The sequence below is a fragment of the Streptomyces sp. NPDC127106 genome (genome assembly GCF_042677605.1).
In the GTDB taxonomy this organism is placed as follows: Bacteria; Actinomycetota; Actinomycetes; order Streptomycetales; family Streptomycetaceae; genus Streptomyces.
This window is the reverse complement of the sequence record NZ_JBHXTC010000005.1, coordinates 172,278-194,126: the sequence shown is the minus strand read 5'-3', so window position 1 is coordinate 194,126 and position 21,849 is coordinate 172,278. Positions and strand designations below refer to the sequence as shown.

The window sequence follows — 21,849 nt, the reverse complement described above, 5'->3', positions numbered from 1 at the left end:
GGGGGTGCGCGCGCGCCCCGCCCGGCCCCCCCCCCGCGCCCCCCGCGGGGGGGCGCGGGGCGCCCCCCCCCCCCCCCCCCGGGGGGGGGGGGGGGGCGGCCCGCGCCCGGGCAGCAGCGGAGTGTCCCGGGGCTCCCTCAGGGCCGGAGGATCGCGCAGGTCGTCGTGCCGTGGGCGTAGAGCTTGCCGTCGTGGGTGCCGACGACCCTGGCCTCGGCGGTGGCGGTGGTGCGGCCCACGTGGAGGGCGCGCCCCTCGCAGCGCAGTGCCGGGGTGTCGGACAGGACCGGGCGGATCATGTGCACGCCGAGCTGGACGGTGGTGTACGCGGCCCGGGCGGGCAGGCGCGTCATCACGGCCGAGCCGAGCGCCGAGTCGAGGAGGGTGGCGAGGAAGCCGCCGTGCACCGTGCCCATCGGATTGAGGAGGTGGTCGCCCGGATCCCCCTCGAAGACGGCGAGCCCCTCCCCCACCTCGGTCAGCCGGAATCCGAGCGTGCTCATGATCGAAGCCGCGGGCAGGGTGCCCTTGAGGGCGGCCTCCAGGATCTCCAGGCCGGTCATGCCGGTGATCTCCGGCGTCATCGCGGGGCGGGCCCGCCACCTGTGCGTGCGGCTGCGGGCAGGCGTGTGGCCTGCCGTTTCGTACGTGGTCATGCCCCGACCCTAGGAGCGGTGCGGCGGGTCCCGGGAGTGTCGGATCCGGCACCTTGCGCATCGAATCCGACAGGCGGCCGCCGCTAGGGTGAGGGGGTGAAAGCAGCCGTACTCGTCCTCGACGGGGCGTTCGACTCGGGCGTCTCCGGCATCCTCGACGTGCTCCACACCGCCCATGCGCTGCGCGGACACCTGGCCGGGGCGGCACCGCCCCGGTTCGACATCCGCACCGTCGGGGTGCGCCGGCGGGTGCGTACGGGCCTCGGCCACCGGATCGACACGGAGGACGTCGCGGCGGCCGAGGACGCCGACATCCTCGTGCTGCCCGCGCTCATGGAGCGCCGGCCGGAGGCCCTGGTGGAGCTGGTCGCGTCCCGTACGCACCGGTCCGCCCGGCAGTTGCTGGCCGAGGCGCGGCAGCGGCGCGTACCGCTAGCGTCCTCCTGCACCGGCACGTTCCTGCTGGCCGAGTCCGGGGTCCTGGACGGGCTTCAGGCGACGACCAGCTGGTGGCTGGCCCCGGTGTTCCGGGAGCGCTACAGCCGGGTGGCCGTCGACGAGGGCCGCATGGTGACGACCAGCGACGGGGTCACCACGGCCGGGGCCGCGTTCAGCCACATCGACCTGGCCCTGGCGATCGTGCGGATGCGCAGTCCCGCCCTCGCCGACCTGGTGCGGCGCTACCTCGTCGTGGACGACCGGGCCTCGCAGGCCGCGTACGCCATCCCCAGCGCCCTGGCCCGGCACGATCCGCTGGTGTCCGCGTTCGAGCAGTGGGTGCGGGCCCGGATCGGCGAGCCGCTGTCGATCGCGGAAGCGGCCCGCGACCTGGGCGTCAGCGAACGCACCCTGCAGCGCACGGTGACGCGCACCCTCGGCTGTTCACCGATCCGCCTGGTGCAGGACCTGCGGGTGGAGCAGGCCGAACACCTGCTGCGCACCACGGCGCTGCCGCTGGCGGCGGTGGCCCGCCGGGTCGGCTACGAAGGCCCCGGCCCGCTCCGCTCCCTCCTCCGCGACCGCCTGGGCCGGACCTCCCGCAGCCTGCGTCCTTGAGCGCCGACCCGATCGGGTGGAGCCGGCTTGCGCGCCGGGAGCCGGTGCGGGAGGTCGTGGTCCGGCCGGCCCCCTGGCCCGGGCGTGGCGGGCCTCCCGTTCGGGAGTCAGGCGCTGCGGCGGCGCAGGCCGAGGCCGACCAGGGCGGCTGCGGCGAGGACGATCACCGCGTCGAGTGCCAGCACGGTGCGCACCCCGTCGAAGAGGGAAGTGCCGGTGGTGGCGACGACGCCGAGGAGCGGGATGCCGATGGTGAGCCCGACCTGCTGGGTGGTGGTGACGAGGCCGGTGGCCAGGCCCTGTTCCCCGTCCGGGACCCCGCTGGTGACGGTAAGTCCGTACGCGATGATCGCCCCGAGGTGGAACATGCTGGCGAGGGAGACGGCGGCGGTGGCGAGCAGGGCTCCCGAGCCGCTGCCGACGGCGAGGAGCGCCGCGGTGAACAGGCCCTGACCGGCCAGGGAGCCGATCAGGGTGCGGCGGGGTCCGAAGCGGCCGATGACCTTGGGTGCGTACGAGCCCGCCAGCGCCGAGGCGACGCCCTGCACCCCGAAGACGAGTCCGGTCTGGAAGGAGGACAGGCCCAGCGTCTCCTGGAGGTAGAGGGTGAGGACGAAGACGACCGTCGACATCATCGAGAAGGTGATCAGTCCGCCGGCGTTGCCCCAGGCCACCGTGCGCCGCCGGAGCATCGGCAGCGAGACCAGCGGGGCCGCGGCCCTCGATTCCACGACGGCGAACGCGGTGAGGAGGACGAGGCCGGCGGCGAGCGTGAGCAGGACGTCCGCGCCGCCGAAGCCGCGCTGCGCCGCCGTGGAGAGGGCGTAGATCAGGGCGAGCAGGCCGCCGGTGACGGTGACGGCGCCCGGCACGTCCAGGCGCGGCCGCTCCGGGGTCCGCGACTCCGGCAGCAGGGCGGGGGCGAGGACGAGGACGATCAGCGCGGTGACCGCGAGCAGGGCCATCGTGGAGCGCCAGCCCAGGGTGTCGGTCATGACGCCGCCGAGGAGCATGCCGACGGTGAAGCCGAGGGAGAGGAGGGTGCCGGAGATGCCGAGTGCCTTGTCCCGCAGGGGGCCCTCGGGGAACGTCGTGGTCAGCAGGGACATGCCGGTCGGTACCACGGCCGCCGCGCCGAGGCCCTGCAGGGCGCGCCCGGCCAGGAAGGACGCCGGGTCCCAGGCGAGGGTGGCGAGCAGCGAGGCGGCACCGAAGAGGGCGAGGCCGGCGAGGAAGAGCCGCTTGCGGCCGTACAGGTCACCGATGCGGCCGAAGAGGAGCAGGAAGCCGCCGGAGGGCAGGGCGAAGGCGGTGACCGCCCACTGGAGCGCCGCCTGGCTCAGGCCCAGGTCCCGGCCGAGGTCGGGGAGGGCCACGTTCAGCACGGAGAAGTCGAGCGCCACCATGAACTGGGCGGCGCAGAGCACGAAGAGGACCAGCTTGGCCCGGCCGGTGAGGTGTGGGGCGTTGTCGTGGCCCGCGGCGGCGGGGGTGGTGGGGGTGGGGGTGTCGATTGCCATGGGCACCACCCTCGCGGCGCGGGAATGCCCGTGGAGAGTGGGAACTTATCCTGTTGCTGGCACCACCAGGCAGCCGACAGGGGGAGTTCGTGGCCACACCGATCGACAGGCACCGCCGTACCGAGCTGCGGGAGTTCCTGATGAGCCGGCGGGCCCGGATCACCCCCGCGCAGGCCGGACTGCCGGACGGCGGGGCCCGCCGCCGGACCCCGGGGCTGCGCAGGGAAGAGGTCGCGGTGCTGGCCGGGGTGGGGGCGTCCTGGTACCAGTGGCTGGAGCAGGGCCGCGACATCACGGTGTCCCCGCAGGTCCTCGACTCGGTGGGGCGGGTGTTGCAGCTGTCGAGCGCCGAGCGGAGGCACCTGTACGTGCTGGCGGGGCTGAATCCGCCCGCCCTGGAGGTCGAGGCGGCGGACCGGAACATGTGCCACGGCCTGAAACGGCTCATCGACGCCTGGATGCCGTTCCCGGCGCACATCATGGACGCGTACTGGAACACGGTGATGTACAACGACGCGGCCGCGCTGGTGCTCGGCATGCGCCCCGGGATCGTGCAGAACTGCCTGATCGCCTTCTTCACCGAGCCGATCTACCGGGCGCGTTCGAAGCACTGGGAGGAGATCGCGTGCAGTGTGGTCGCCCAGTTCCGGGCGGCGTGCTCGGAATGCCCGGATGACGAGGGATTCCTCGCGGTGGTGGAGGAGGCGAGGGAACTCAGCCCGGAGTTCGCGGCGTTGTGGGAGCGGCGGGACGTCCGGCCCGGCGGCCAGCTCCGCAAGGAGATCGAACACCCCGTCGTGGGACCGCTGTTCTTCGAATCCACACAGCTGCGGGTGCCGGCCCGCCCGGACCTGGCGATCGTCCTGCACACCCCGCTGCCGGCCACGGAGACGGCCGAAAAGCTGGAGTGGCTGACGTCCCCGGACGGCATGCGCGGAACCCTGCACCCGCTCGCGGGCTGACCGGCGCGCTGGACGACCTCGGGGAAGCTGCGGTTCAGCGGGTGGGCCGCTGGCCCCCCTCGAAGTACGCGGCCAGGTCCGGGTCCGGTGGGTCGACGCGCCGCGGGGTGCCCCCGTCGCGCAGCGACGCGGTCGCGGCGCAGCCGGCGGCCACCGCCATCCGGGCCGCGACGGGCGAGGTGTCCGTCGTGCCGCCCTCGCGCACGAAGCGCAGGAACTCGTCGATGAGGAGGGTGTCGGCGCCTCCGTGCCCTCCGGTGCCGGCGGCCTGCGGGACGGTGAAGGCGGCGTCGGGTTCGGGCCGGTATCCCGAGCGGCGGGCGTTCCACACCTTCACCGTGCTGCCCGGGCCGTCGCCGAAGTTCTCCAGGCGGCCGGCGTCCCCGATCACCGTGTAGTTCCGCCAGTAGTCCGGGGTGAAGTGGCACTGCTGGTAGGCGGCGAGGACCCCGTTGGCGAGGCGGAGGTTGACGAGGGAAACGTCCTCGACGTCGATGACCGGGTTGAGGGCGCGCTGGGTGCGCGGCGGCCAGTGGCCGTCCCTGGTGTACCAGTCGGGTGTCTTGGGCTCGCCCGGGGCGCGGCGGTGCGGGTTGGCGCCGTAGACCATGAGCTCGCCCAGGGCCTGCACGTCCTGCGCGTACGAGCCCGCCAGCCAGTGCAGGACGTCGATGTCGTGGGCGGCCTTCTGCAGCAACAGTCCGTTGGTGCAGCGGCGTTCGGCGTGCCAGTCCTTGAAGTACCAGTCGCCGCCGTAGCCGACGAAGTGGCGCACCCACACCGTCTTGACCTCGCCGATCGCTCCCTGGGCGATCAGCCCCCGCATGAGCCGGACCACCGGCATGTGCCGCATGTTGTGCCCCACGTACAGGCGGGTGCCGGTGGCGCGGGCGGTCCGCAGGAGCGCGTCGCAGCGCTCCACGGCGATGTCGAGGGGCTTCTCGACGAAGACGGGCTTGCCGGCCAGCAGGGCCTGGCGGCCGAGGTCGGCGTGCGTGTGGTCGGGGGTCAGGACGAGCACGGCGTCGATGTCGGGGGCGTCGAGGACCTCGCGGTGGCCGGCGTGCGTCACGGCGCCGGGAAAGGCGGCGGCCGCGGCCGCGCGGGCCCGGGGGTCCGGTTCGGCGACCGCGGTCACGGCCGCACCCCGGCCGGGCCGGTGCGCGACGTGCGCGAGGGCGCCGCGCAGGCCGTACCCGAGGACTCCGATGCGCAACTCCGCCATGGACCGCTCCCTTCGCCCGTTCCGGCCCGCTCCGCTGTCGTCGGCCGGCCTTCCGGTACGGATCCCTTCCCTTCCGCCGGCCGCGGACACCGCCCGGACGGGGGCCTTGCGCGGTTCGGGGATGATGGGCGGATGGACAGGGCAGAGTGGGAAGGACGGGCCCGTCGGCTCGCCGAGGCGGGCGGGCGCAGGATCCTGGGGATCGCGGGTGCGCCCGGCGCGGGCAAGTCCACGCTGGCCGCACACCTCGCCGGCGCCCTCGGGCCGGGCCTCGCGGCGGTGGTTCCGATGGACGGGTTCCACTTGGCGCAGGCCGAGTTGGTGCGCCTGGGCCGCGCCGACCGCAAGGGGGCTCCCGACACCTTCGACGCGGCCGGGTACGCGGCCCTGCTGCGCCGGCTCCGGGACGGCGGCCCGGAGGTGGTCTACGCACCGGCCTTTGACCGTGCCCTGGAGGAGCCGGTGGCCGGGAGCATCCCGGTCGGGCCGGGCGTACCGCTGGTGATCACCGAGGGGAACTACCTGCTGTACGAGGCGGGTCCGTGGGCGGCGGTGCGTCCGCTCCTCGACGAGGTGTGGTTCCTGGCACCGGACGACGGACTGCGGGTGCGGCGGCTGGTCGACCGGCACGTGCGGCACGGCAAGGAGGAGGCGTACGCGCGCGAGTGGGTCGCCCGCTCCGACGAGGCGAACGCCCGCCTGATCGCGCCGGGGCGGTCCCGCGCCGATCTCGTGGTGGAGTGAGGCGGCCGTCCCATTCGGCGAAGTTCCGACTGCGGACGGTGAGTTGCCCGGCAGGGCCGCGTGCCTTCCGCTCGTTCGTCGGCGCGGCGTGGCAGACTGCGGCCTTGATCACGGGGGCGTCGGGCCCGCGTGTGCTCGAAACGCGGATCTGGGGAGAGTAGTGCGCAAGGCGAAGTGGGCGGCCGCGGCTGCCGGTGTGGTGCTGTTGGTCGCGGGCTGTGGCAGTGAGGGCGGTACGGACCAGGGCAAGGGTGCCGACGCGCCCAAGACCGGTTCCTCTGGCCCGGCTTCCGCCCCGGCGGCGGGCAAGGGCGCGGACGGGTCCCTGGATGCCGCGGCGGTGAAGAAGGAGATCGACGCCGCGGCCACGGGCGCCGGTTACACCGAGAAGGCGTCCGACGACGTCCCGGCGAACCTCAGGTCCTGCATGGTCTCGTGGGTCGCGGACGCCAAGAAGGTCACCGACTCGAAGAAGTCCTACGACGACACGGTCGCCGCCCTGGCCAAGGGCGGGTGGAAGGAGGTGCGGACCTTCGACCAGCAGGGATCGGTCATCAAGTCGCTCGACAAGAGCGGCTGGACGGTGAAGGCGAGCCACGCGGGCAAGGCCGGCGCACTGCTGGTCGTCCAGTTCGTCGCCACGGACAACGGCCCGACGTGCGCGAAGGCCTTCCAGGAGGACCTCGCGAAGAACAAGCAGTAGTAGTAGCCGGGGGCGGCCCGGGTCTCCGCGTACGGCGTACGGGACCCGGGTGGCCGGCGGATCAGTCGGCGGCGGCGGTCTCGGGTTCGTCGGTCCAGGCGAAGGACTCGATGAGCCAGGTACCGGACGCGGTGCCGAAGCGGAAGGTCTTGCGGCCCCAGGCGGAGAAGGGGACGCCGTCCCGCACGCCCCACTTGAAGTACCGACCCGAGCGGGTCGCGCGCCCGTCCGCCACCAGGGTCGTGGCGGCCACCTCGACCTCGGTGAAATCGGTCAGGCCCGGCCCGTTGAGCAGCGCCTCGCGGGGGGCGAGGAAGGCGTCCACGTCCATCCGGTCGACAGAGCCGTCCTCGGCCACCCGCTCGATCACCGCGTCGGGTGCGAGCACCGCGCGGGCGGCGTCCAAGGTCACGGCGCCTCCCCCGACCCGGGTGAACGCCGCGTAGAACGCCGCGGTGAGTGCGTCGACGGCCTGCTCGTCGGCCGGACGCGGCCTGCCCCGGCGCCATTCGGCGGCGAGGACCGCGAACTGCGAGGTGCTCTGCCAGCCGCCCTTGCGGTGGACGTCGTCCCGCGCGACGGCCTCGTGGCGCATGCCGACGCGGCGCATCAGGGCCGCCGAGGCCGTGTCCTGCACCGTGCACACGCCGAAGACCCGGTGCCATCCGAACGTGTCGAAGGCCAGGCCGAGCACGGCCGTGACGGCCTCCGTGGGGATCCCGGTGCCGAGTACGTCGGGGTGGAAGACGAAGCCGACCTCGCCGGTCAGCGGGGCCCGTCCGTCCCGCTTGAGCAGGACCTCGCCGACGACCCGCCCGGTCCCGGTCTCGACGGCGAGGTCGAGCCAGTCGCCGGGCTCTGCGAGCGCCTCGCCGGCCAGCATCCGCTCCAGGGTCTGCCGCGTGGCCTCGCGCGTGTGCGGCTCGTGCGGGAGGTACCGCGCGACCTCGGGGAGGGAGCGGTGGGCATGGATCGCGTCGAGGTCCCCGGCCCGTACGGGGCGCAGCGCGAGCCGCCCGGTCCGGACGGGATAGTCGGGGCGTACCGGCGCACGGTCGGTCACGGCACTCGGGTCGTCCAGGAGGTTCGGGCTGGTCGGGCTGATCGGGCTGATCGGGCTGGCCATCGGGGTCCCCTCGTTCGGATGCCCGCATCCTGCCCGATGGAGGCGGGCCGGGGACACCGGTGGGGGATCAGTCGGGCGGTTCCTGCGGCCGGGGTTCCCGAGCAGGCTCGGAAGGGTCCGCGGGCGGACCGGGTTCTTCCGGCGACTCGTCGGACGACGGTGGCAGGTCCGGGGACTTGGGCGGGTCGGACGAGGGCGGGGAGCCCGGCGGCCGGGGCGGGACATCCGGGACGTCTGGCACGTCCGGGTCCGGGACATCCGGTACGTCTGGCACGTCTGGCACGTCCGGGTCCGGGACATCTGGGTCCGGGACGTCCGGGTCCGGCGGTGCGGGATGCGAGTTCATGGCGGCACTCCAGAGCGGCGGAACCCCTACGGCCCGCGCCTGCCCCGACGCCCGCGGGGCAAACCATCCCGCCCGGCCCCCCTCAGGCGTCCCGGTCCTCCCGGGTCCGCCGGCTCGCTGCGATCACCGTGGCGACGGCGAGGAACAGTGCGGCGCTCAGGGCGGATCCCCAGGGCGATGTGCGGCCCTCGACCTCCGGTGCCACGCGCCGCCGCGGGTCGAAGGCGACGCGGACCTCACCGCCCACGGGGGCGGCGCGCCGGTCGTCCTTGAGCTCGGTCGGGTATCCGCCGGGGCAGTCCAGGGCGTGCCGGTGGACGGTCTTCGGCCCGGGGCCACCCTCGCCGAAGGACTGCTGGGCGGTGCTGTCGACCGCGCGGACGACGCACGGGGCGACCTCGCTGCGCGCCGCCGAGCGGTCGGCGGCGGCCACGGTCGCCAGCAGCCCCAGGGCCAGCGCGACCGCCCCGAAGAACCCGCGGGTGCCTGCGACGGCCGTCCAGTAGACCGCGCAGAGCAGGGCGATCAGGGTGCCCCCGCCCGCGAGGGCGATGCCGGCGGACGGCGCGGAGGCGCCGGTGAAGCACCAGTGGGCCCAGCCGTAGACGATCCCCGCGGCGAGCAGCGGCCCCGCGGCGGCCGCCGCCCACATCCCCGTCCGGGCTTCCGCCCCAGCCCTTGCTCTGGTCATGGACACCACCACCTCCACGACACCCGATACCCGTTTGCGCGCCGGTGGTTGCCGTTCAGCTCCCGGCGGCGGCCGAGCGGCCGGGACCCGGCCCGGCGCCGGGCGCGGCTTCGGCCCGCCAGGCGTCCACGGCCATGCCCGCGGCGCCCAGGGCGGCGAACCCGAGGACGGAGTAGAGGAGCAAGCCGAGGACGGCGATCCAGCAGGAGCCCGCCAGGTCCCACCATTCGCCGGAACCGCCGAAGAGCTCGAAGAGCCCGGCCATGAGGGTCGAGAGCACGGCGAAGACGAGCATCAGGGCCGCACAGAGGGCCGGCAGCAGGGCGGACGGGAACCCGAGCAGCAGCGCGACTTCTTTGGCGCCCCCCAGCGCGAGGGCGTATGCGGCCACCACGAGCAGGGCGCAGACGACGGTGTAGGTGCCGTTGGCGGTGCCCCATTGGACGATTTCCGGCACGTCGCCCACATCCGCCCCGCCGAACATGTCCCGGAGGTTCGCGACGAGGACCGAGACGAAGAAGTGGCCGGCGGCGAGCCACAGGGCCTGACCGATGAGCACGGTCAGGGTGGTCAGCGCGGCGAACACCCTCCGGTCGACCGGAAGGCGGCCCACGTGCCGGATCCCGTACCGGCTCGCGGCCAGGATGCTCCGGCCGGCCGCGCGGGCGGCCCGGTAGCCCTCTCTGCCGCCGACGTACCACATCCAGGCGGTGATGAGGGTGGTGAGCACGACGCCCGTGAGGCTGCCCGCGCCCAGCCACGAGCCGACGAGGTCACGGACGACCTCCCAGAACTGGGGCGCGTCGGGCAGTACGCCCGGCGTCTCGGCGAAGGCCGTCACCGTCATCTTCTCCCGGCAGGTATCGGAACCGTCAAGTACGGCTGTCGGCAACGAGGTTAGGGGCTCGGACCTGACAACACCGCACGTTGTCGGGCGTCCTGCCGGTGCTCCGGGCATACCTTGCGTTGATCCGGCGCCGTTTCGGGGGCGCCCGTCCGAGGGGCAGAGCATGACGGAACAGCAGGTCGGGGCCGCGGGCCTGGACGCCGCGGACCTGACGGCGATCAGTGAGGCCGCCGCCCTCGTACGCTCTTCCGGGACCGTCACCCGGATGTTGCGCACGCTGGCGCCGGCGCTGAGCGACGGGGAGCGGGAATCCCTCGGCGCGTGGTGCGTGCCCGCGCACGCGGCCGTCCTGGTGTTCCCGCAGGCCCGCGCGGACGTGGCCGGCGCCTTGGCGGGGTTCGGGCTGAAAGCGGGCGCGCCGATGCCCAGTACCGTCGTACGGGACCGGCTCCGTGCCCGCTACGGGATCGCGCCGGAGGCGCTGGAGGTGACGATCGTGCGCGCGGCCGTCCCCACAGCGGAAGGGGAGCTGGGCGAGGTCGAGGTCTTCTGCCTGCCCGTTCCGGACGGCGCGGAGGACGAGTCCGCGGTGTGCCTGCGCCATCTGGTGCGGCGGGAGCGGGCGGAACGCAACGAGGCGCACATCGCCTTCCGGGTCACCTCCACCGACGAGGTCGTCTTCGCCGGGCTGCGGCACCTGCTGGTCGAGCGAGCGGGCATGCGGCCCGACGGCGGCGGCTACAACCCGCACGAGGACGTCACGGTCCTGTACTTCCGCTCCGCCGCTCCCGCCGGAACACCGTACGGGCGCCTGGAGTTGCTCATGCCGGGCCACCGGACGTCGGCCCTCGCCGCGCACCGCCTGCTGGTGCGGGACGAGCCCGCCCGCGCGCTGCTGGAGCTGATGACGGGCGCCTGGCAGACCCAGGCCATCGCGGTCGGTGCCGAGCTGGGCGTCTTCGACGCGCTCTCCCCCGATGCCGCGGGCCCCTCCGCGGTGGCCGACCTGGCGGAGCGGGTCGGCGCGGACGCCGACGGGCTCGGGCGCCTGCTGCGCTACCTGTCGACGCTCGGACTGCTGGTCGGCCCGTACGGTCCGGACGGCGACACGTACGCGCTCACCGGGCTCGGCGGGCTCCTGCGCGAGGACGCCCCGCACTCGATGCGGCCGCTGGCGCTGATCTACGGCGGCCCCTTCTACGAGTCGTTCGGCCGTCTGTCGTACGCGGTGCGGACGGGCCGCGACGCGTTCTGGCACCACTTCGGCGCCCACCACTTCCCGTACTTCGCGCAGAACCCGCCCTGGGACACGGTCTTCGACCAATCGATGCAGGCCAGCTCCGCCATGTTCGGCCCGGTTCCGGCGGTCGTCGACCGGCCCGGGGTCGACGTCGTCGTGGACGTGGCCGGCGGCAACGGCGAGCTGATGGCGCAGATCCTGGATGCCGCGCCCCGGCTGCGCGGCGTGCTGCTGGAGCGGGAGCACGTGGTCGCCGCGGCCCGGGCGCGGCTGGAGCGGGCGGGGACCGCGGACCGGTGCACGTTCCTCACCGGCGACTTCACCCGGTCCGTACCCGGCGGCGGGGACGTGTACGTCCTCTCCCGGGTGCTGCACGACTGGGACGACGCGCGGTGCCTGGACATCCTGCACCGCTGCGCGGAGGCGATGCCGGCCGAGGCCGAACTGCTGGTCCTCGAAAGGCTCTTGCCGGTGGACGGAGCCGAATCCCTGGCCGTGGCCTGGAACCTGCACATGCTGTGCAACGTCGGCGGCCGCGAGCGGACCCTCGACCACTACCGCGGCCTGCTCGCCGAGGCCGGGTTCGACCTCGTGGACACCGTGTCCCTGCCGCTCGACGGCTCCCTGCTGCGGGCCCGACGCCGCAGCGCCGCCGCAACCGTCGCCCTGCCCGCCCCCACCCGTTCGGAGCACGCGTAAATGGCCATCCACCCCGATGACTACCTGACCACCCCCGAGCCGGAAGGCCCCGACGGCTGGACGTCCCCCCGACCCACCCTGCCGGAGTTGTTCGCGGCCGCGGTCGCGGCCGGCGGCGACGCCACCGCCGTCGCCGCGCCGGATGCCGCCGCCACCCGGTCCTGGCAGGACTGGCGCACGGACGCCGACGCGTTCGGCCGGGCCCTCCAGGACCTCGGGATCCGGCCCGGCGACGTGGTGGCGGTCCAGTTACCCAACTCCTGGGAGTTCCTGGTGGCCCACGTGGGCATCGCCGCCGTCGGCGCGGTGCTGCTCCCCCTGCACAGCACGCTCGGCACCCGCGAGGTGACCGCCCTGCTGAAGCGCACCGCGGCGCGGGCCCTGCTGTACCCGGCCACGGGGGAGCCGCCCGCCCGGGCGGAGTTGCCCGCGCTGGAGTTCCTGATCCCGGTGGGCCCCGACGCCCCGCGCGACGGCAACGGGCCCGGGCCCGGCCCGTACGAGGCGCTCGTAGGGGAACGGCGCGGCCTCGCTCCGCATCCCGTCGAGGTCACCCCCGACATGCCGCTGGTGCTGATGCCGTCTTCCGGCACCACCTCCGCCCGCCCCAAGATCTGCATCCACACGCACGGCGGCCTGCTCGGCAACGCCACGGTCACCGCGTTCGAGAGCCGGTCCTCCGCCGAGGACACCCTCGTCAGCGCCAGCCCCTTCACTCACCTGTTCGGCCTGTTCTCCGTGCACCTCTCCCTCATCGCCGCCGGCCGGCAGGCGCTGCTGCCCCGCTGGGACGCCGACGCGTTCCGGGAGCTGGCGGCCGCGACCGGGGTGAGCGTGCTGTTCGCCGTACCCGCCCAGCTGCGCGACCTGGTGGAGACGCCCGGACCGGTGGCTGCGCTGCGGGAGGTCCGGACGGGCGGGGCGGCCGTGCCGGCGGCCCTGGTGGCCGGCGCGCGCCGGGTCCTGGGCGCCGTGACCATCGTCCAGTGGGGCATGTCGGAGGTCGGGGCCGGTCTGAGCACCTCCCCCGACGACCCGCCCGGGGTCGCCGCCCGCAGCATCGGCCGGCCCGTCGGCGAGGGCCGGGTCCGGGTCGTCGGCGAGGACGGCGCACCGTGCCCGGCCGGGGAGACGGGGGAGCTCCAGTTCCGGGGGCCGTCGCTGTTCCGCGGCTACCTCGCCGACCCGGAGGCCACCGCCGCGACCATCACCGCCGACGGCTGGCTGCGCACCGGCGACCTGGCGTGCCGGTACGAGGACGGGACGATCGGCTACCGGGGCCGGCAGGCGGAGCGGATCAACGTCGGCGGGCTGAAGTTCAGCGCGTCCGAGATCGAGGCGCTGCTCGCCGACCTGCCGCAGTTGGCGAACGCGGCGGTCACCGGACGGGCCGACGACCGTCTCGGCGAATACCCGGTGCTGCTGGCCGAGTTGAGGCCGGGGGCCCGGCTCACCCTGGAGGACGTACGGGCGCATCTCGCGGCCCGGGGTGTCGCCGCGTACAAGTGGCCGCTGGAACTCGTGGTCGTGGACGCCGTTCCCGTCACCCCCACGCGGAAGGTGGCCCGCGGCCGGCTGGCCGCGCTGCTGGCGCAGCCGGTGCGGGAGGCCGTGCCGGCCTGGGCTCAGCGGATCGCCGGCCTTCCCGAACGGGCCGCCCTGGACACGGCGCTGGCCCTGGTACGGGAGCAGGCGGCGGCAGCGGGCGGTGCCCGCCTGGCGCAGGCGGACACGGCGGTGAGCTTCCGCTCGGCCGGGCTCGACTCGCTGGGCGCGGTACGCCTGGCGGCCGGGCTCGGGGAGCGTACGGGGCTGGCGCTGTCGACGACGGCCGTGTTCGACCATCCCACGCCCGGGCACCTCGCCCGGCACCTGGTCGGCCTGGCGACCGGGGCGGCGGGAGGCTCCCCCGGGACTCCCGCGGCGGCCCCCCGCCCGGGCGAGGGCAAGGGCCCGGGCCCGGAGGGGGATGCGGGCGCGGAAGCGGTGGCCGTGGTCGGCATCGGCTGCCGCTTCCCCGGCGGCATCGCCTCGCCCGAGGACCTGTGGCGGCTGCTGGCCGCGGGCGACGAGACCGTGGTCCCCTTCCCGGCGGACCGCGGCTGGGACCTCGACCGCCTCCACGACCCCGACCGCAGCCGGCCCGGGACCTCGTACGTGCGCCACGGCAGCTTCCTGGAGGGCGCCGCCGACTTCGACGCGGAGTTCTTCGGACTGTCTCCCCGCGAGGCCCTGGCCATGGACCCGCAGCAGCGGCTGCTGATGGAGACCGCCTGGGAGGCGCTGGAACGGGCCGGTATCCCGCCGTCCACGCTGCGCGACTCCCCCGCCGGGGTGTTCGTCGGGCTGATGTCCTCCGACTACGCGCCCCGCCTCCAGGAGGACCCCGCCCTGCACGACGGGCTGCTGCTGACGGGCAACGCCTCCAGCGTGGCGGCCGGCCGGATCGCCTACACCCTCGGGCTGACCGGGCCGGCGCTCACCGTCGACACGGCCTGCTCCTCCTCCCTGGTGGCCCTGCACCTGGCCCGGCAGGCGCTGCTGCGGGGCGAGTGCTCGCTGGCGCTGGCCGGCGGGGCGTCGGTGATGTCGACCCCGGCGTCGTTCGTGGACTTCAGCCGGCAGGGCGCCCTGTCCCCGGACGGCCGCTGCCGGGCGTTCTCCGCCTCGGCGGACGGGGCCGGCTGGTCGGAGGGCTCCGGGATCCTCGTACTGGAGCGGCTGTCGGACGCGCGCCGGGCGGGGCGGCCCGTCCTGGCCGTGCTGTCGGGCTCGGCGGTCAACCAGGACGGGGCCAGCAACGGGCTGACCGCGCCGAGCGGCCCGGCCCAGCGGGAGGTCGTCCGGCTGGCCCTGGCCGACGCGGGCCTCGCGCCGGCCGATGTGGACCTGATGGAGGCGCACGGCACGGGTACGCCGCTGGGCGACCGCATCGAGGCGGAGGCCCTGCTGTCCTCCTACGGCCGGGGCCGGGACGCGGAACGGCCGCTGTGGCTGGGCTCGCTCAAGTCGAACATCGGCCACACGCAGGCCGCGGCGGGGGTCGCCGGAGTCATCAAGGCCGTCCTGGCGCTGCGGCACGGGGAGATGCCGCGGTCCCTGCACGCCGAGGAGCCGACCCCGCACGTGAACTGGGCCGCGGGCGGCGTACGGCTGCTGGACGCGCCCCGGCCGTGGCCCCGGCCCGCGGACGGCGGCCGGCGTGCGGCGGGCGTCTCGGCGTTCGGGATCAGCGGGACCAATGCGCACGTGATCGTGCAGGATCCGGCGGTCGAGGACGCCGCGGCGACCGCCCCGAGGGCGGACCCGGCTCCGGATCCGGTGGCGGCCGGAGCAGCGGTGCCGTGGGTCCTGGCCGCGAAGGGCCGGCCCGCGCTGCGCGATCTGGCCGCCCGGCTGGGGCAGGCGGCTCGTGGGGCCGATCCGGCGCGGCTGGGCCGCGCCCTGGCCGTGCACCGCGCCCCGAACGACCCGGCTCTGCGGCGGCGTGCCGTCGTCGTCGCGGACGGGGCGGACCGGGCGGCACGGCTGCGCACCGGGCTGGCGGACCTGGCGGCCGGCCGGGAGAACCCCGACCTCGTCACCGGGGTGCTGCCGGCGGGGGAGACCGGCCGCACGGTGTTCGTCTTCCCGGGCCAGGGCTCCCAGTGGGAGGCCATGGGTGCGGAACTGCTACGGGAGTCCCCCGTCTTCGCCGAGGCCGCGGCGGCCTGCGACGAGGCCCTCGCCCCGTACGCGGACTGGTCGGTCCTGGCGGTGCTGCGCGGCGACGCCGGCGCCCCGCCGTTGACCCGGGTCGATGTCGCGCAGACGGCCCTGTTCACGATGATGGTGTCGCTGACGGCGCTGTGGCGCTCGTACGGGGTCGAACCGGACGCGGTGCTCGGCCACTCGCAGGGCGAGATCGCCGCGGCGTACGTGTCGGGCGCGCTGACGCTGCCGCAGGCCGCCCGGATCGTGGCCCTGCGCGCCCGCGCGGTGCGCGGGCTGCCCGCCGGGGCGATGGCCGCCGTGTCCCTGCCCGCGCCGGAGCTGGCGGCCCGGCTGACCGGGCGGAGCGGGCCGCCGCTGTCCGTCGCCGCGGAGAACGCCCCGCGCGCGTCGGTGGTCGCCGGGGACCCCGGGGCGGTCGACGCGCTGCTGGCGGAGCTGGTCGCGGAGGGGGTGCGGGCGCGCAGGGTGGCCGTGGACTACGCCTCGCACTGCGCGGCCGTGGAGCCCCTGGAGGCCGTACTGGCCGAGGACCTGGCCAGGACGCTGCCGGGTGCGGTGTCGACACCGTTCCTGTCCACCGTCGACGGGGCCTGGCTCACCGGGCAGGAGCTCACGTCGGAGTACTGGTACCGCAACCTGCGCAACCCGGTGGCCTTCGCACCCGCCGTGGCCACGCTGCTGGAGGCGGGCTTCCGGGCCTTCATCGAGGTCAGCCCGCACCCCGTCCTCACGTACGCGGTGCAGGAGACGGCGGAGCAGGTGGGCGTGCCCGCCCTGGCCACGGGCAGCCTGCGGCGCGGCGAGGGCGGCCGGCGGCGCCTGCTGCTGTCGGCCGCCGAGGCCTGGGTGCAGGGCGTCGGGGTCGACTGGGCGGCCGTGTCCGCGGGGTCCCGGCCGGTCCCGGCCGAGGTGCTGCCGACCTCTCCCTTCCAACGGCGGCGGTACTGGCTCTCCGTCCGGCCCGCGGCACGTCCGGCCGGGGCCGACGACGGGTGCGAGGCTGCGCCGCCGGGCGAGGCGGCAGCGGGGCCCGCCGCGGCGGCGAAGCCGCTCGACGCGGACGAACTGCTGCTCCTGGTACGGGAGTCCGCGGCGGCGGTGCTCGGCTACGGCGATGCGGACTCCGTGGACCCGGACCGGCCCTTCCTGGAGCTCGGCGCCGGCTCGCTGGCCGCGGTGGAGCTCCGGGGGAGGCTCTCCCGTGCCCTGGACCTGGCCCTGCCCTCGACCGTGGTCTTCGACCACCCGACCGCGCGCGGGCTCGCCGGCCACCTGTGGGACGAACTGGACCGGTCCGTCCGGCCGGAGGACGCCGCACCGGCGCCCGGTACGGCCGCGACGGTGGCCGCCGGCGACCCGCGGCGGGCCCCGGCCGCCGACCGGGTCCTGGCCCCGCACCCGAACCGGGTGCCCGGCGGTCCGCTCCCCGACGGGCTGTCGGAGCTGTTCCGGCAGGCCTCGGCGGACGGCCGCGGTGCGGTGGCCCTGGAGCTGCTGGGGACCGCTTCCCTGCTGCGGCCGTCGTTCACCGCGGCGGACGCGCCCGCCCGGGTGCAGCGGCCCGTACGGCTCGCCGGCGGCGGTGACGGCAGCGGCTCCGTGCCCGCCCTGGTGTGCCTGCCGTCACTGGTGCCGACGGGAGGGCCGCACGAATACACCCGGCTGGCCGCCGAGTTCGCGGGGCGGCGCAGCGTACTGGCGCTGCCTCACCCCGGGTTCGGGCCGGGAGAGGCGCTGCCCGCCGACCTCGGCGCGCTGGTGGACGTCCATCTCGGGGCGCTCGCGCAGCGTGCGGACGACGGGCCCGTGCTGCTGTGCGGGCACTCGTCCGGGGGGTGGATCGCCTGGGCGGTCGCCGCGCAACTCGCCCGGCAGGGCGGCCCGGTGGCCGGGATCGTGCTGATCGACACCCCCTGGCACGAGAAGGCCGCGCCGTCCGACGACCTGACGCTGCTCCTCGCTGCGGCCGAGCGCCGTCACCGCGCCGCGGACGGGAACGGGGAGATCGGCACGAACCGGCTCACCGCCACGGGCGGCTACCTGCGGATCCTGCGGGGCTGGAGCCCCGCGGCGCTCGACGGACCCGCACCCGCCCTGCTGCTCCGCGCCCGGGAGCCGATCGGCCGCCCCGTCGCCTGGCGGCTGCCGCACACGGTCCGCGAGGTGCCCGGGGACCACTTCACGATGATGGAGCACCACGCCGGGGAGATCGCCGCGGCGATCGACGCCTGGGAGCACGACCGGCACGCCCCTGCGCAGGCCCACGCCCACACCCCCGCCTGCGCAGACCCGTACCGGGACCATGACCGCGACAAGGAGAAGCAGGAGACCGCTCCGTGACCGACCCGGACCTCCCCGAGCTGTTCGAGGACCCGATCTTCGACGACTGCACACCGCGATCGGCACGGCCGTGGGTCGGGACGTACGAGCGGCTGCGCCACCTCCATGACCGGATCGGCTCGCCGGTGCCGCTGCTCGCCGGCGGGCCGGTGGAGCAGGAACGGCTGCGCTCGCTGCTGGAGTTGACGGCCATGGCCGATCCGGCGCTCTTCCACGTCCTGTTCCTGCACCAGTGCATGACGATCGGGCCCGCGCTCGACTTCGGGGCCTCGCCCGAGGACGTGGCGGAGCTGGCCTCCGGCCGGTCGGTCGGTGCGGCCCTGAACACCGAGGTGGGGCTGGGCAGCAGCAGTGCCGCCATCCGCACCGAGGCCGTGTACGATCCGGCGGCGCGCGGGTTCGTGCTGACCTCCCCCGATGCGGCGGCGGCCAAGTACCCGCCCAATGTGGGCATGCCGGGGCTGCCCCGGCTGGCCGTGGTCAGCGCGCGGCTGCGCGTGTCGGGCACCGACCACGGCACGCACCTGTTCCTCGTACCGCTGCGCGGCGGTGACGGCGCTCCGGCCGCCGGTGTCGCCATCACGCCCAGGCCGCGGACCTCGCTGCTCCCGCTCGACTACGCGGCGGTGCGGTTCGACGGGGTGCGCGTGCCCTACCACCGCTGGCTCGCCGACGGGGCGGCCGTGTCCACGGCCGGGGAGTTCCACGACCCGCTGGGCGATCCGCGGCTCCGGACGGCCCGCAGCACCGGCTGGAGCCGCTTCGCGTGGGGAGCGGTCACGGCGGGGCTGGCAGCGGTGGCCCGGGCGGCCGTCGCCCTCACGCTGCCGCACGCCGGGCGCCGGCGCACGGTGGACCGCTGGGGCGCCGTCGAGTACGCCCTGGACCGGCCCAACCAGCAGCGACTGCTGTTCGGCGCGGCCGCGCGGGCCCTGGCCGCGACGGCGGTGGCCCGGCAGGTCACCGAGGTGAGCTGGCGGATACCGCCGGGCGGCGGCCGGGGGCGGGGTCTGCCGCCGGCGGTCATGGGGGAACTCGCGCAGGTGAAGGTGGCCGTGGACGTGCTGGCCCACGAGGCGGTGGACCGCTGCCGGGCGGCCTGCGGGGCTGCCGGGTTCTTCTCGGAGAACCGGCTGATCGAGTACCAGGCCCTCACGTCCGCCTTCCGGTCGGCGGGCGGGGACAACCAGTTGATGCTGCTCGACGCGGCCTGGCAGATGGTGACCGGGGACGGGTACGAACCGCCGCCGGCCGGGCACCGCGCAGCCACGGCCGGTGAGGGGACCGAGCCGGACTGGACCCTGCTGCTGGCGGCCCGGGAGCGGGCCCTGTACGAGCGGCTGGCGGCGGCCCTGCGCGGCGCGGCCGAGGCCGGGGAGGAGCCGTCGGCGGCGTGGCACGAGCAGCTGGACACGGCGCAGGCGTTCGCGGAGGCGCACCGGGCGCGGGTGACGCTGCGGATGCTGGCCGCGCAGTGGCGGCCGGAGCCCGGCGGCGGGCCGGCGGGCGGGGAGGGCGGGGTGCGGGCCGGGCTGTACCGGCTGCTGGCTCTGGAAGCCGTACTGCCGCACGCCGACTGGTACGCGGCCGCCGGGCTGCTCTCCCCCGCGGCTGCGGAGGGCTTGGGCCGCGAGCTGACCGCGACGTGCCGTCGGCTGGTTCCGCGTGCGGCTGCGTTGGTGGAGCTGCTGGAGGTGCCGCGCGCGGTGCTGAAGGGTCCCCTCGCCGGCGTCGACTACGTACGGGACCTGACGGATTGACGGACTGTGCGGCGCACGACCCGGAAATATCACTACGCTTCGTGTTTACCGTCCGTCATTCCGGTTACACCAGCTGGTGACAGGCACTCAGTACCCGGCGGAAGGCAAGAACATGACCCTTGTCACGGTGCTCATCCTCGTCGCGGTCCTCGGCTGCATCGCCCTCCTCGTGATGGCGCCGGCTGCGCCGGTCCGGAGCAACCCCGACCCCCAGGGGCCGGCCGCGGATCCCGCCGGGCTGAAGACGGTCCCCGGCCAGCGCGGCGTTCACCACCACCGGGCCGGCTGAGCCGTATCCGCGGTGCGGGCGCGACCGTTCGGTGGGGCGACCGCCTCGGCACATGTGACGGAGCCCGGGAGTATGTCCAGCTCCCGGGCTCCTGTGTGCCACCCAATTGCGCACACCGGCGGCGTTTAAGAGTCGCGGATCATTCTGAGATCGATGTGTTCTACCTTTGAACTACCGCGCCACGGGAGAGGCACAGAGGGGACTTGAACCCCCATCCATCGATGATCGTCCGCGCTCGGTCGATCCGGTGTTCGGCGGCGAATACTGAGACTGGAGCGAGAATCTGAGATTTACGGGGCCGCCTCTACCACTTGGGCCACCCCGGCTCGTGTGCCGGGGGAGGGATTCGAACCCCCAACCGTTACCCCTCGGTCAGCTTCAACTTCAGTTTCAGCTTGCGCTTCACGCGCACCCTCCCCGCTCAAAAGGAGGGAGTCTCAAGGCTACCCGAACAGGTAGCCGAACACCGCATCGCCGATCCGCTGATCGGTGACGTCGACGCCGTTGGCTTCCTCGCGGGCGAACTTGACGGCCTGCTGGAGCCGCTCCACCCGGTCCAGCAACTCGTTGACGCGGCGGGCCGGGAGGGCGCCGGAGAACTTCACGGTCGTCCAGTACCCGACCGCGATGTCCTCGTAGTACACCTCGACCTGCGCCGGGTGCTTGTCCGTGGCCTCCGCCTTGACGTGGTTGCGCGGCACCTTCTTGGTGCGGATCGTGCGGACCGCGTCGGTCTTCCAGGAGTCCGTCGAGGGGTCGAGGGTCCAGGACTCCGAGGCGTCCAGCACCGGGAGCTTCCGGACGAAGGTGTGCAGGTCGGTGAGCTGCTTCTCCAGGAAGAGCAGGTATGGGACCGGGACCTGGGGCAGCAGAACCGTTCCGTCGACGACGACGTCCGCGGCCGCCGTGCGGTTCGCCCAGTCCTTGGTCGCGGTGACGTCGAAGAGCCGCGTCAGGGTCGCCGCCGTCGCACGCAGCACGTCCTCGGCCTTGACCTGCACCCGCGTGGACTCGGGCGGCAGCTGCTCGCCCTCCTCGTCCTTGGGCTGGTACGTGCGCGCGATGCCGGCGAGCAGCGCGGGCTTCTGAACGTCGTGGTGGGCCTGGGTCAGTTCCTGGAGGGACTTGGACTTGACGCCCTTTTCAACAGCGATGATCTGATTCAACTTCGGCACACCGGAAACCTAACACCCCACCCGAACCGGCCACACGTCCTTTTTTGCCGGCCCCACGGACGCCCCCTCCCCCCGGCCGGGAGGGGGCGCCGGGCGGTCAGGAGCGGGCGGCCGTCCGGTAGGTGACGACCTGGGCGCCCGCCGGGCTGCTGACGGAGGAGACCAGTTCGAGGGTGCGCAGGCCTCCGTCGGCGGGGAAGACCGACTTGCCGCCGCCGAGGAGCACCGGCATGACCACGAGCCGGAGTTCGTCGACCAGGCCCTCGGCGATCAGGGTGCGGACGAGGGTGGGGCTGCCCATGACCACCAGGTCGCCACCCGCCCCCTCGCGGAGTGCACGGATGCGGCCGAGGGCCTCGCCGCCGGGGATGAGGGTGGTGTTCTCCCAGGTCAGGTCCGCGTCCGTCAGGGTGCCCGACACCACGTACTTGGGGAGGGAGTTCATCCGGTCGGCGAACGGGTCGCCCGCCCGCCCGGGCCAGGCCGCGGCCATGGTCTGCCAGGTGCGGCGGCCGTAGAGCAGCGCGTCGGCCCGGGAGACGGTGTCGGCGAAGGCGCCCCCGACGGTCTCCGGGTCGAAGAACGGGTGGGTCCAGCCGCCGTGGACGAAGCCGCCGTCCCGGTCCTCGTCGGGGCCGCCGGGGGCCTGTACGACACCGTCGAGGCTGATGAACTCGCTGACCACGATGCGCATGGAACTCGCTCCTGTTGCTGTCGGTCTCCGGGTGGACACGGAAAGGGACACCCGCGGGGCAG

16 protein-coding genes are annotated in these 21,849 nt (G+C 74.8%); 8 read left to right on the top strand and 8 right to left on the bottom strand.

Annotation, left to right across the window (positions count from 1 at the left end; translation table 11 throughout):
- Nucleotides 1-137: 137 nt before the first annotated feature.
- On the bottom strand, nucleotides 138-656 hold the full coding sequence (locus ACFVGY_RS07920) for a PaaI family thioesterase (protein WP_385672720.1): 519 nt from the start codon (nucleotides 654-656) through the stop codon (nucleotides 138-140).
- 96 nt (nucleotides 657-752) lie between these two features.
- On the opposite strand from ACFVGY_RS07920, the gene ACFVGY_RS07915 reads away from it, so the two are divergent.
- Nucleotides 753-1,712, top strand: coding sequence for a GlxA family transcriptional regulator (locus ACFVGY_RS07915; protein WP_385672717.1), 960 nt, complete (start codon nucleotides 753-755; stop codon nucleotides 1,710-1,712).
- 107 nt (nucleotides 1,713-1,819) lie between these two features.
- On the opposite strand, the gene ACFVGY_RS07910 is transcribed toward ACFVGY_RS07915, so the two are convergent.
- Complete coding sequence (locus tag ACFVGY_RS07910; protein WP_385672714.1) at nucleotides 1,820-3,232, bottom strand: MFS transporter; 1,413 nt, start codon at nucleotides 3,230-3,232, stop codon at nucleotides 1,820-1,822.
- Nucleotides 3,233-3,372: 140 nt separating this feature from the next.
- Here ACFVGY_RS07910 and ACFVGY_RS07905 point away from each other — a divergent pair, with 140 nt between their 5' ends.
- A complete protein-coding gene (locus ACFVGY_RS07905; RefSeq protein ID WP_385672867.1) occupies nucleotides 3,373-4,194 on the top strand; it encodes a helix-turn-helix transcriptional regulator in 822 nt (273 codons plus the stop codon).
- A 34-nt stretch (nucleotides 4,195-4,228) separates the two neighbouring features.
- On the opposite strand, the gene ACFVGY_RS07900 is transcribed toward ACFVGY_RS07905, so the two are convergent.
- Complete coding sequence (locus ACFVGY_RS07900) at nucleotides 4,229-5,419, bottom strand: Gfo/Idh/MocA family protein (RefSeq protein WP_385672712.1); 1,191 nt, start codon at nucleotides 5,417-5,419, stop codon at nucleotides 4,229-4,231.
- A 132-nt stretch (nucleotides 5,420-5,551) separates the two neighbouring features.
- Between ACFVGY_RS07900 and ACFVGY_RS07895 the strand changes: the two genes are divergently transcribed.
- Both ACFVGY_RS07895 and ACFVGY_RS07890 read left to right on the top strand, forming a co-directional pair.
- Nucleotides 5,552-6,163: a nucleoside/nucleotide kinase family protein gene (locus ACFVGY_RS07895; RefSeq protein WP_385672710.1), complete on the top strand. Its 612-nt coding sequence runs from the start codon at nucleotides 5,552-5,554 to the stop codon at nucleotides 6,161-6,163.
- A 160-nt stretch (nucleotides 6,164-6,323) separates the two neighbouring features.
- Nucleotides 6,324-6,866, top strand: coding sequence for a hypothetical protein (locus ACFVGY_RS07890; protein ID WP_385672707.1), 543 nt, complete (start codon nucleotides 6,324-6,326; stop codon nucleotides 6,864-6,866).
- Nucleotides 6,867-6,927: 61 nt separating this feature from the next.
- Here the strand turns inward: ACFVGY_RS07890 and ACFVGY_RS07885 are convergent, their stop codons facing one another.
- From ACFVGY_RS07885 to ACFVGY_RS07875, 3 genes are all read right to left on the bottom strand, one after another.
- Nucleotides 6,928-7,992 carry a GNAT family N-acetyltransferase gene (locus ACFVGY_RS07885; protein ID WP_385672704.1) on the bottom strand — a complete coding sequence of 355 codons (1,065 nt, stop codon included), beginning with the start codon at nucleotides 7,990-7,992 and terminating at the stop codon, nucleotides 6,928-6,930.
- Between the two features lie 428 nt (nucleotides 7,993-8,420).
- Nucleotides 8,421-9,029 (bottom strand): hypothetical protein, encoded by a 609-nt coding sequence (locus ACFVGY_RS07880; RefSeq protein WP_385672701.1) that lies wholly within the window; start codon nucleotides 9,027-9,029, stop codon nucleotides 8,421-8,423.
- A gap of 55 nt (nucleotides 9,030-9,084) precedes the next feature.
- The gene (locus ACFVGY_RS07875; protein ID WP_385672699.1) at nucleotides 9,085-9,870 is read right to left on the bottom strand and encodes a hypothetical protein; all 786 of its coding nucleotides are present in this window, start codon (nucleotides 9,868-9,870) and stop codon (nucleotides 9,085-9,087) included.
- 169 nt (nucleotides 9,871-10,039) lie between these two features.
- On the opposite strand from ACFVGY_RS07875, the gene ACFVGY_RS07870 reads away from it, so the two are divergent.
- From ACFVGY_RS07870 to ACFVGY_RS07855, 4 genes are all read left to right on the top strand, one after another.
- Nucleotides 10,040-11,815 (top strand): methyltransferase, encoded by a 1,776-nt coding sequence (locus ACFVGY_RS07870; RefSeq protein WP_385672696.1) that lies wholly within the window; start codon nucleotides 10,040-10,042, stop codon nucleotides 11,813-11,815.
- Nucleotides 11,816-17,869 carry an alpha/beta fold hydrolase gene (locus tag ACFVGY_RS07865; protein WP_385672693.1) on the top strand — a complete coding sequence of 2,018 codons (6,054 nt, stop codon included), beginning with the start codon at nucleotides 11,816-11,818 and terminating at the stop codon, nucleotides 17,867-17,869. It begins immediately after the preceding gene.
- Nucleotides 17,866-19,629: a hypothetical protein gene (locus ACFVGY_RS07860; RefSeq protein ID WP_385672690.1), complete on the top strand. Its 1,764-nt coding sequence runs from the start codon at nucleotides 17,866-17,868 to the stop codon at nucleotides 19,627-19,629. Before ACFVGY_RS07865 ends, ACFVGY_RS07860 begins: the two co-directional genes overlap by 4 nt.
- A 112-nt stretch (nucleotides 19,630-19,741) precedes the next feature.
- Nucleotides 19,742-19,918, top strand: coding sequence for a hypothetical protein (locus ACFVGY_RS07855; RefSeq protein WP_385672687.1), 177 nt, complete (start codon nucleotides 19,742-19,744; stop codon nucleotides 19,916-19,918).
- A 443-nt stretch (nucleotides 19,919-20,361) separates the two neighbouring features.
- Here the strand turns inward: ACFVGY_RS07855 and ACFVGY_RS07850 are convergent, their stop codons facing one another.
- Both ACFVGY_RS07850 and ACFVGY_RS07845 read right to left on the bottom strand, forming a co-directional pair.
- Nucleotides 20,362-21,093 (bottom strand): hypothetical protein, encoded by a 732-nt coding sequence (locus ACFVGY_RS07850; protein ID WP_385672684.1) that lies wholly within the window; start codon nucleotides 21,091-21,093, stop codon nucleotides 20,362-20,364.
- 97 nt (nucleotides 21,094-21,190) lie between these two features.
- On the bottom strand, nucleotides 21,191-21,787 hold the full coding sequence (locus ACFVGY_RS07845; protein WP_385672681.1) for a dihydrofolate reductase family protein: 597 nt from the start codon (nucleotides 21,785-21,787) through the stop codon (nucleotides 21,191-21,193).
- Nucleotides 21,788-21,849 lie beyond the last annotated feature (62 nt).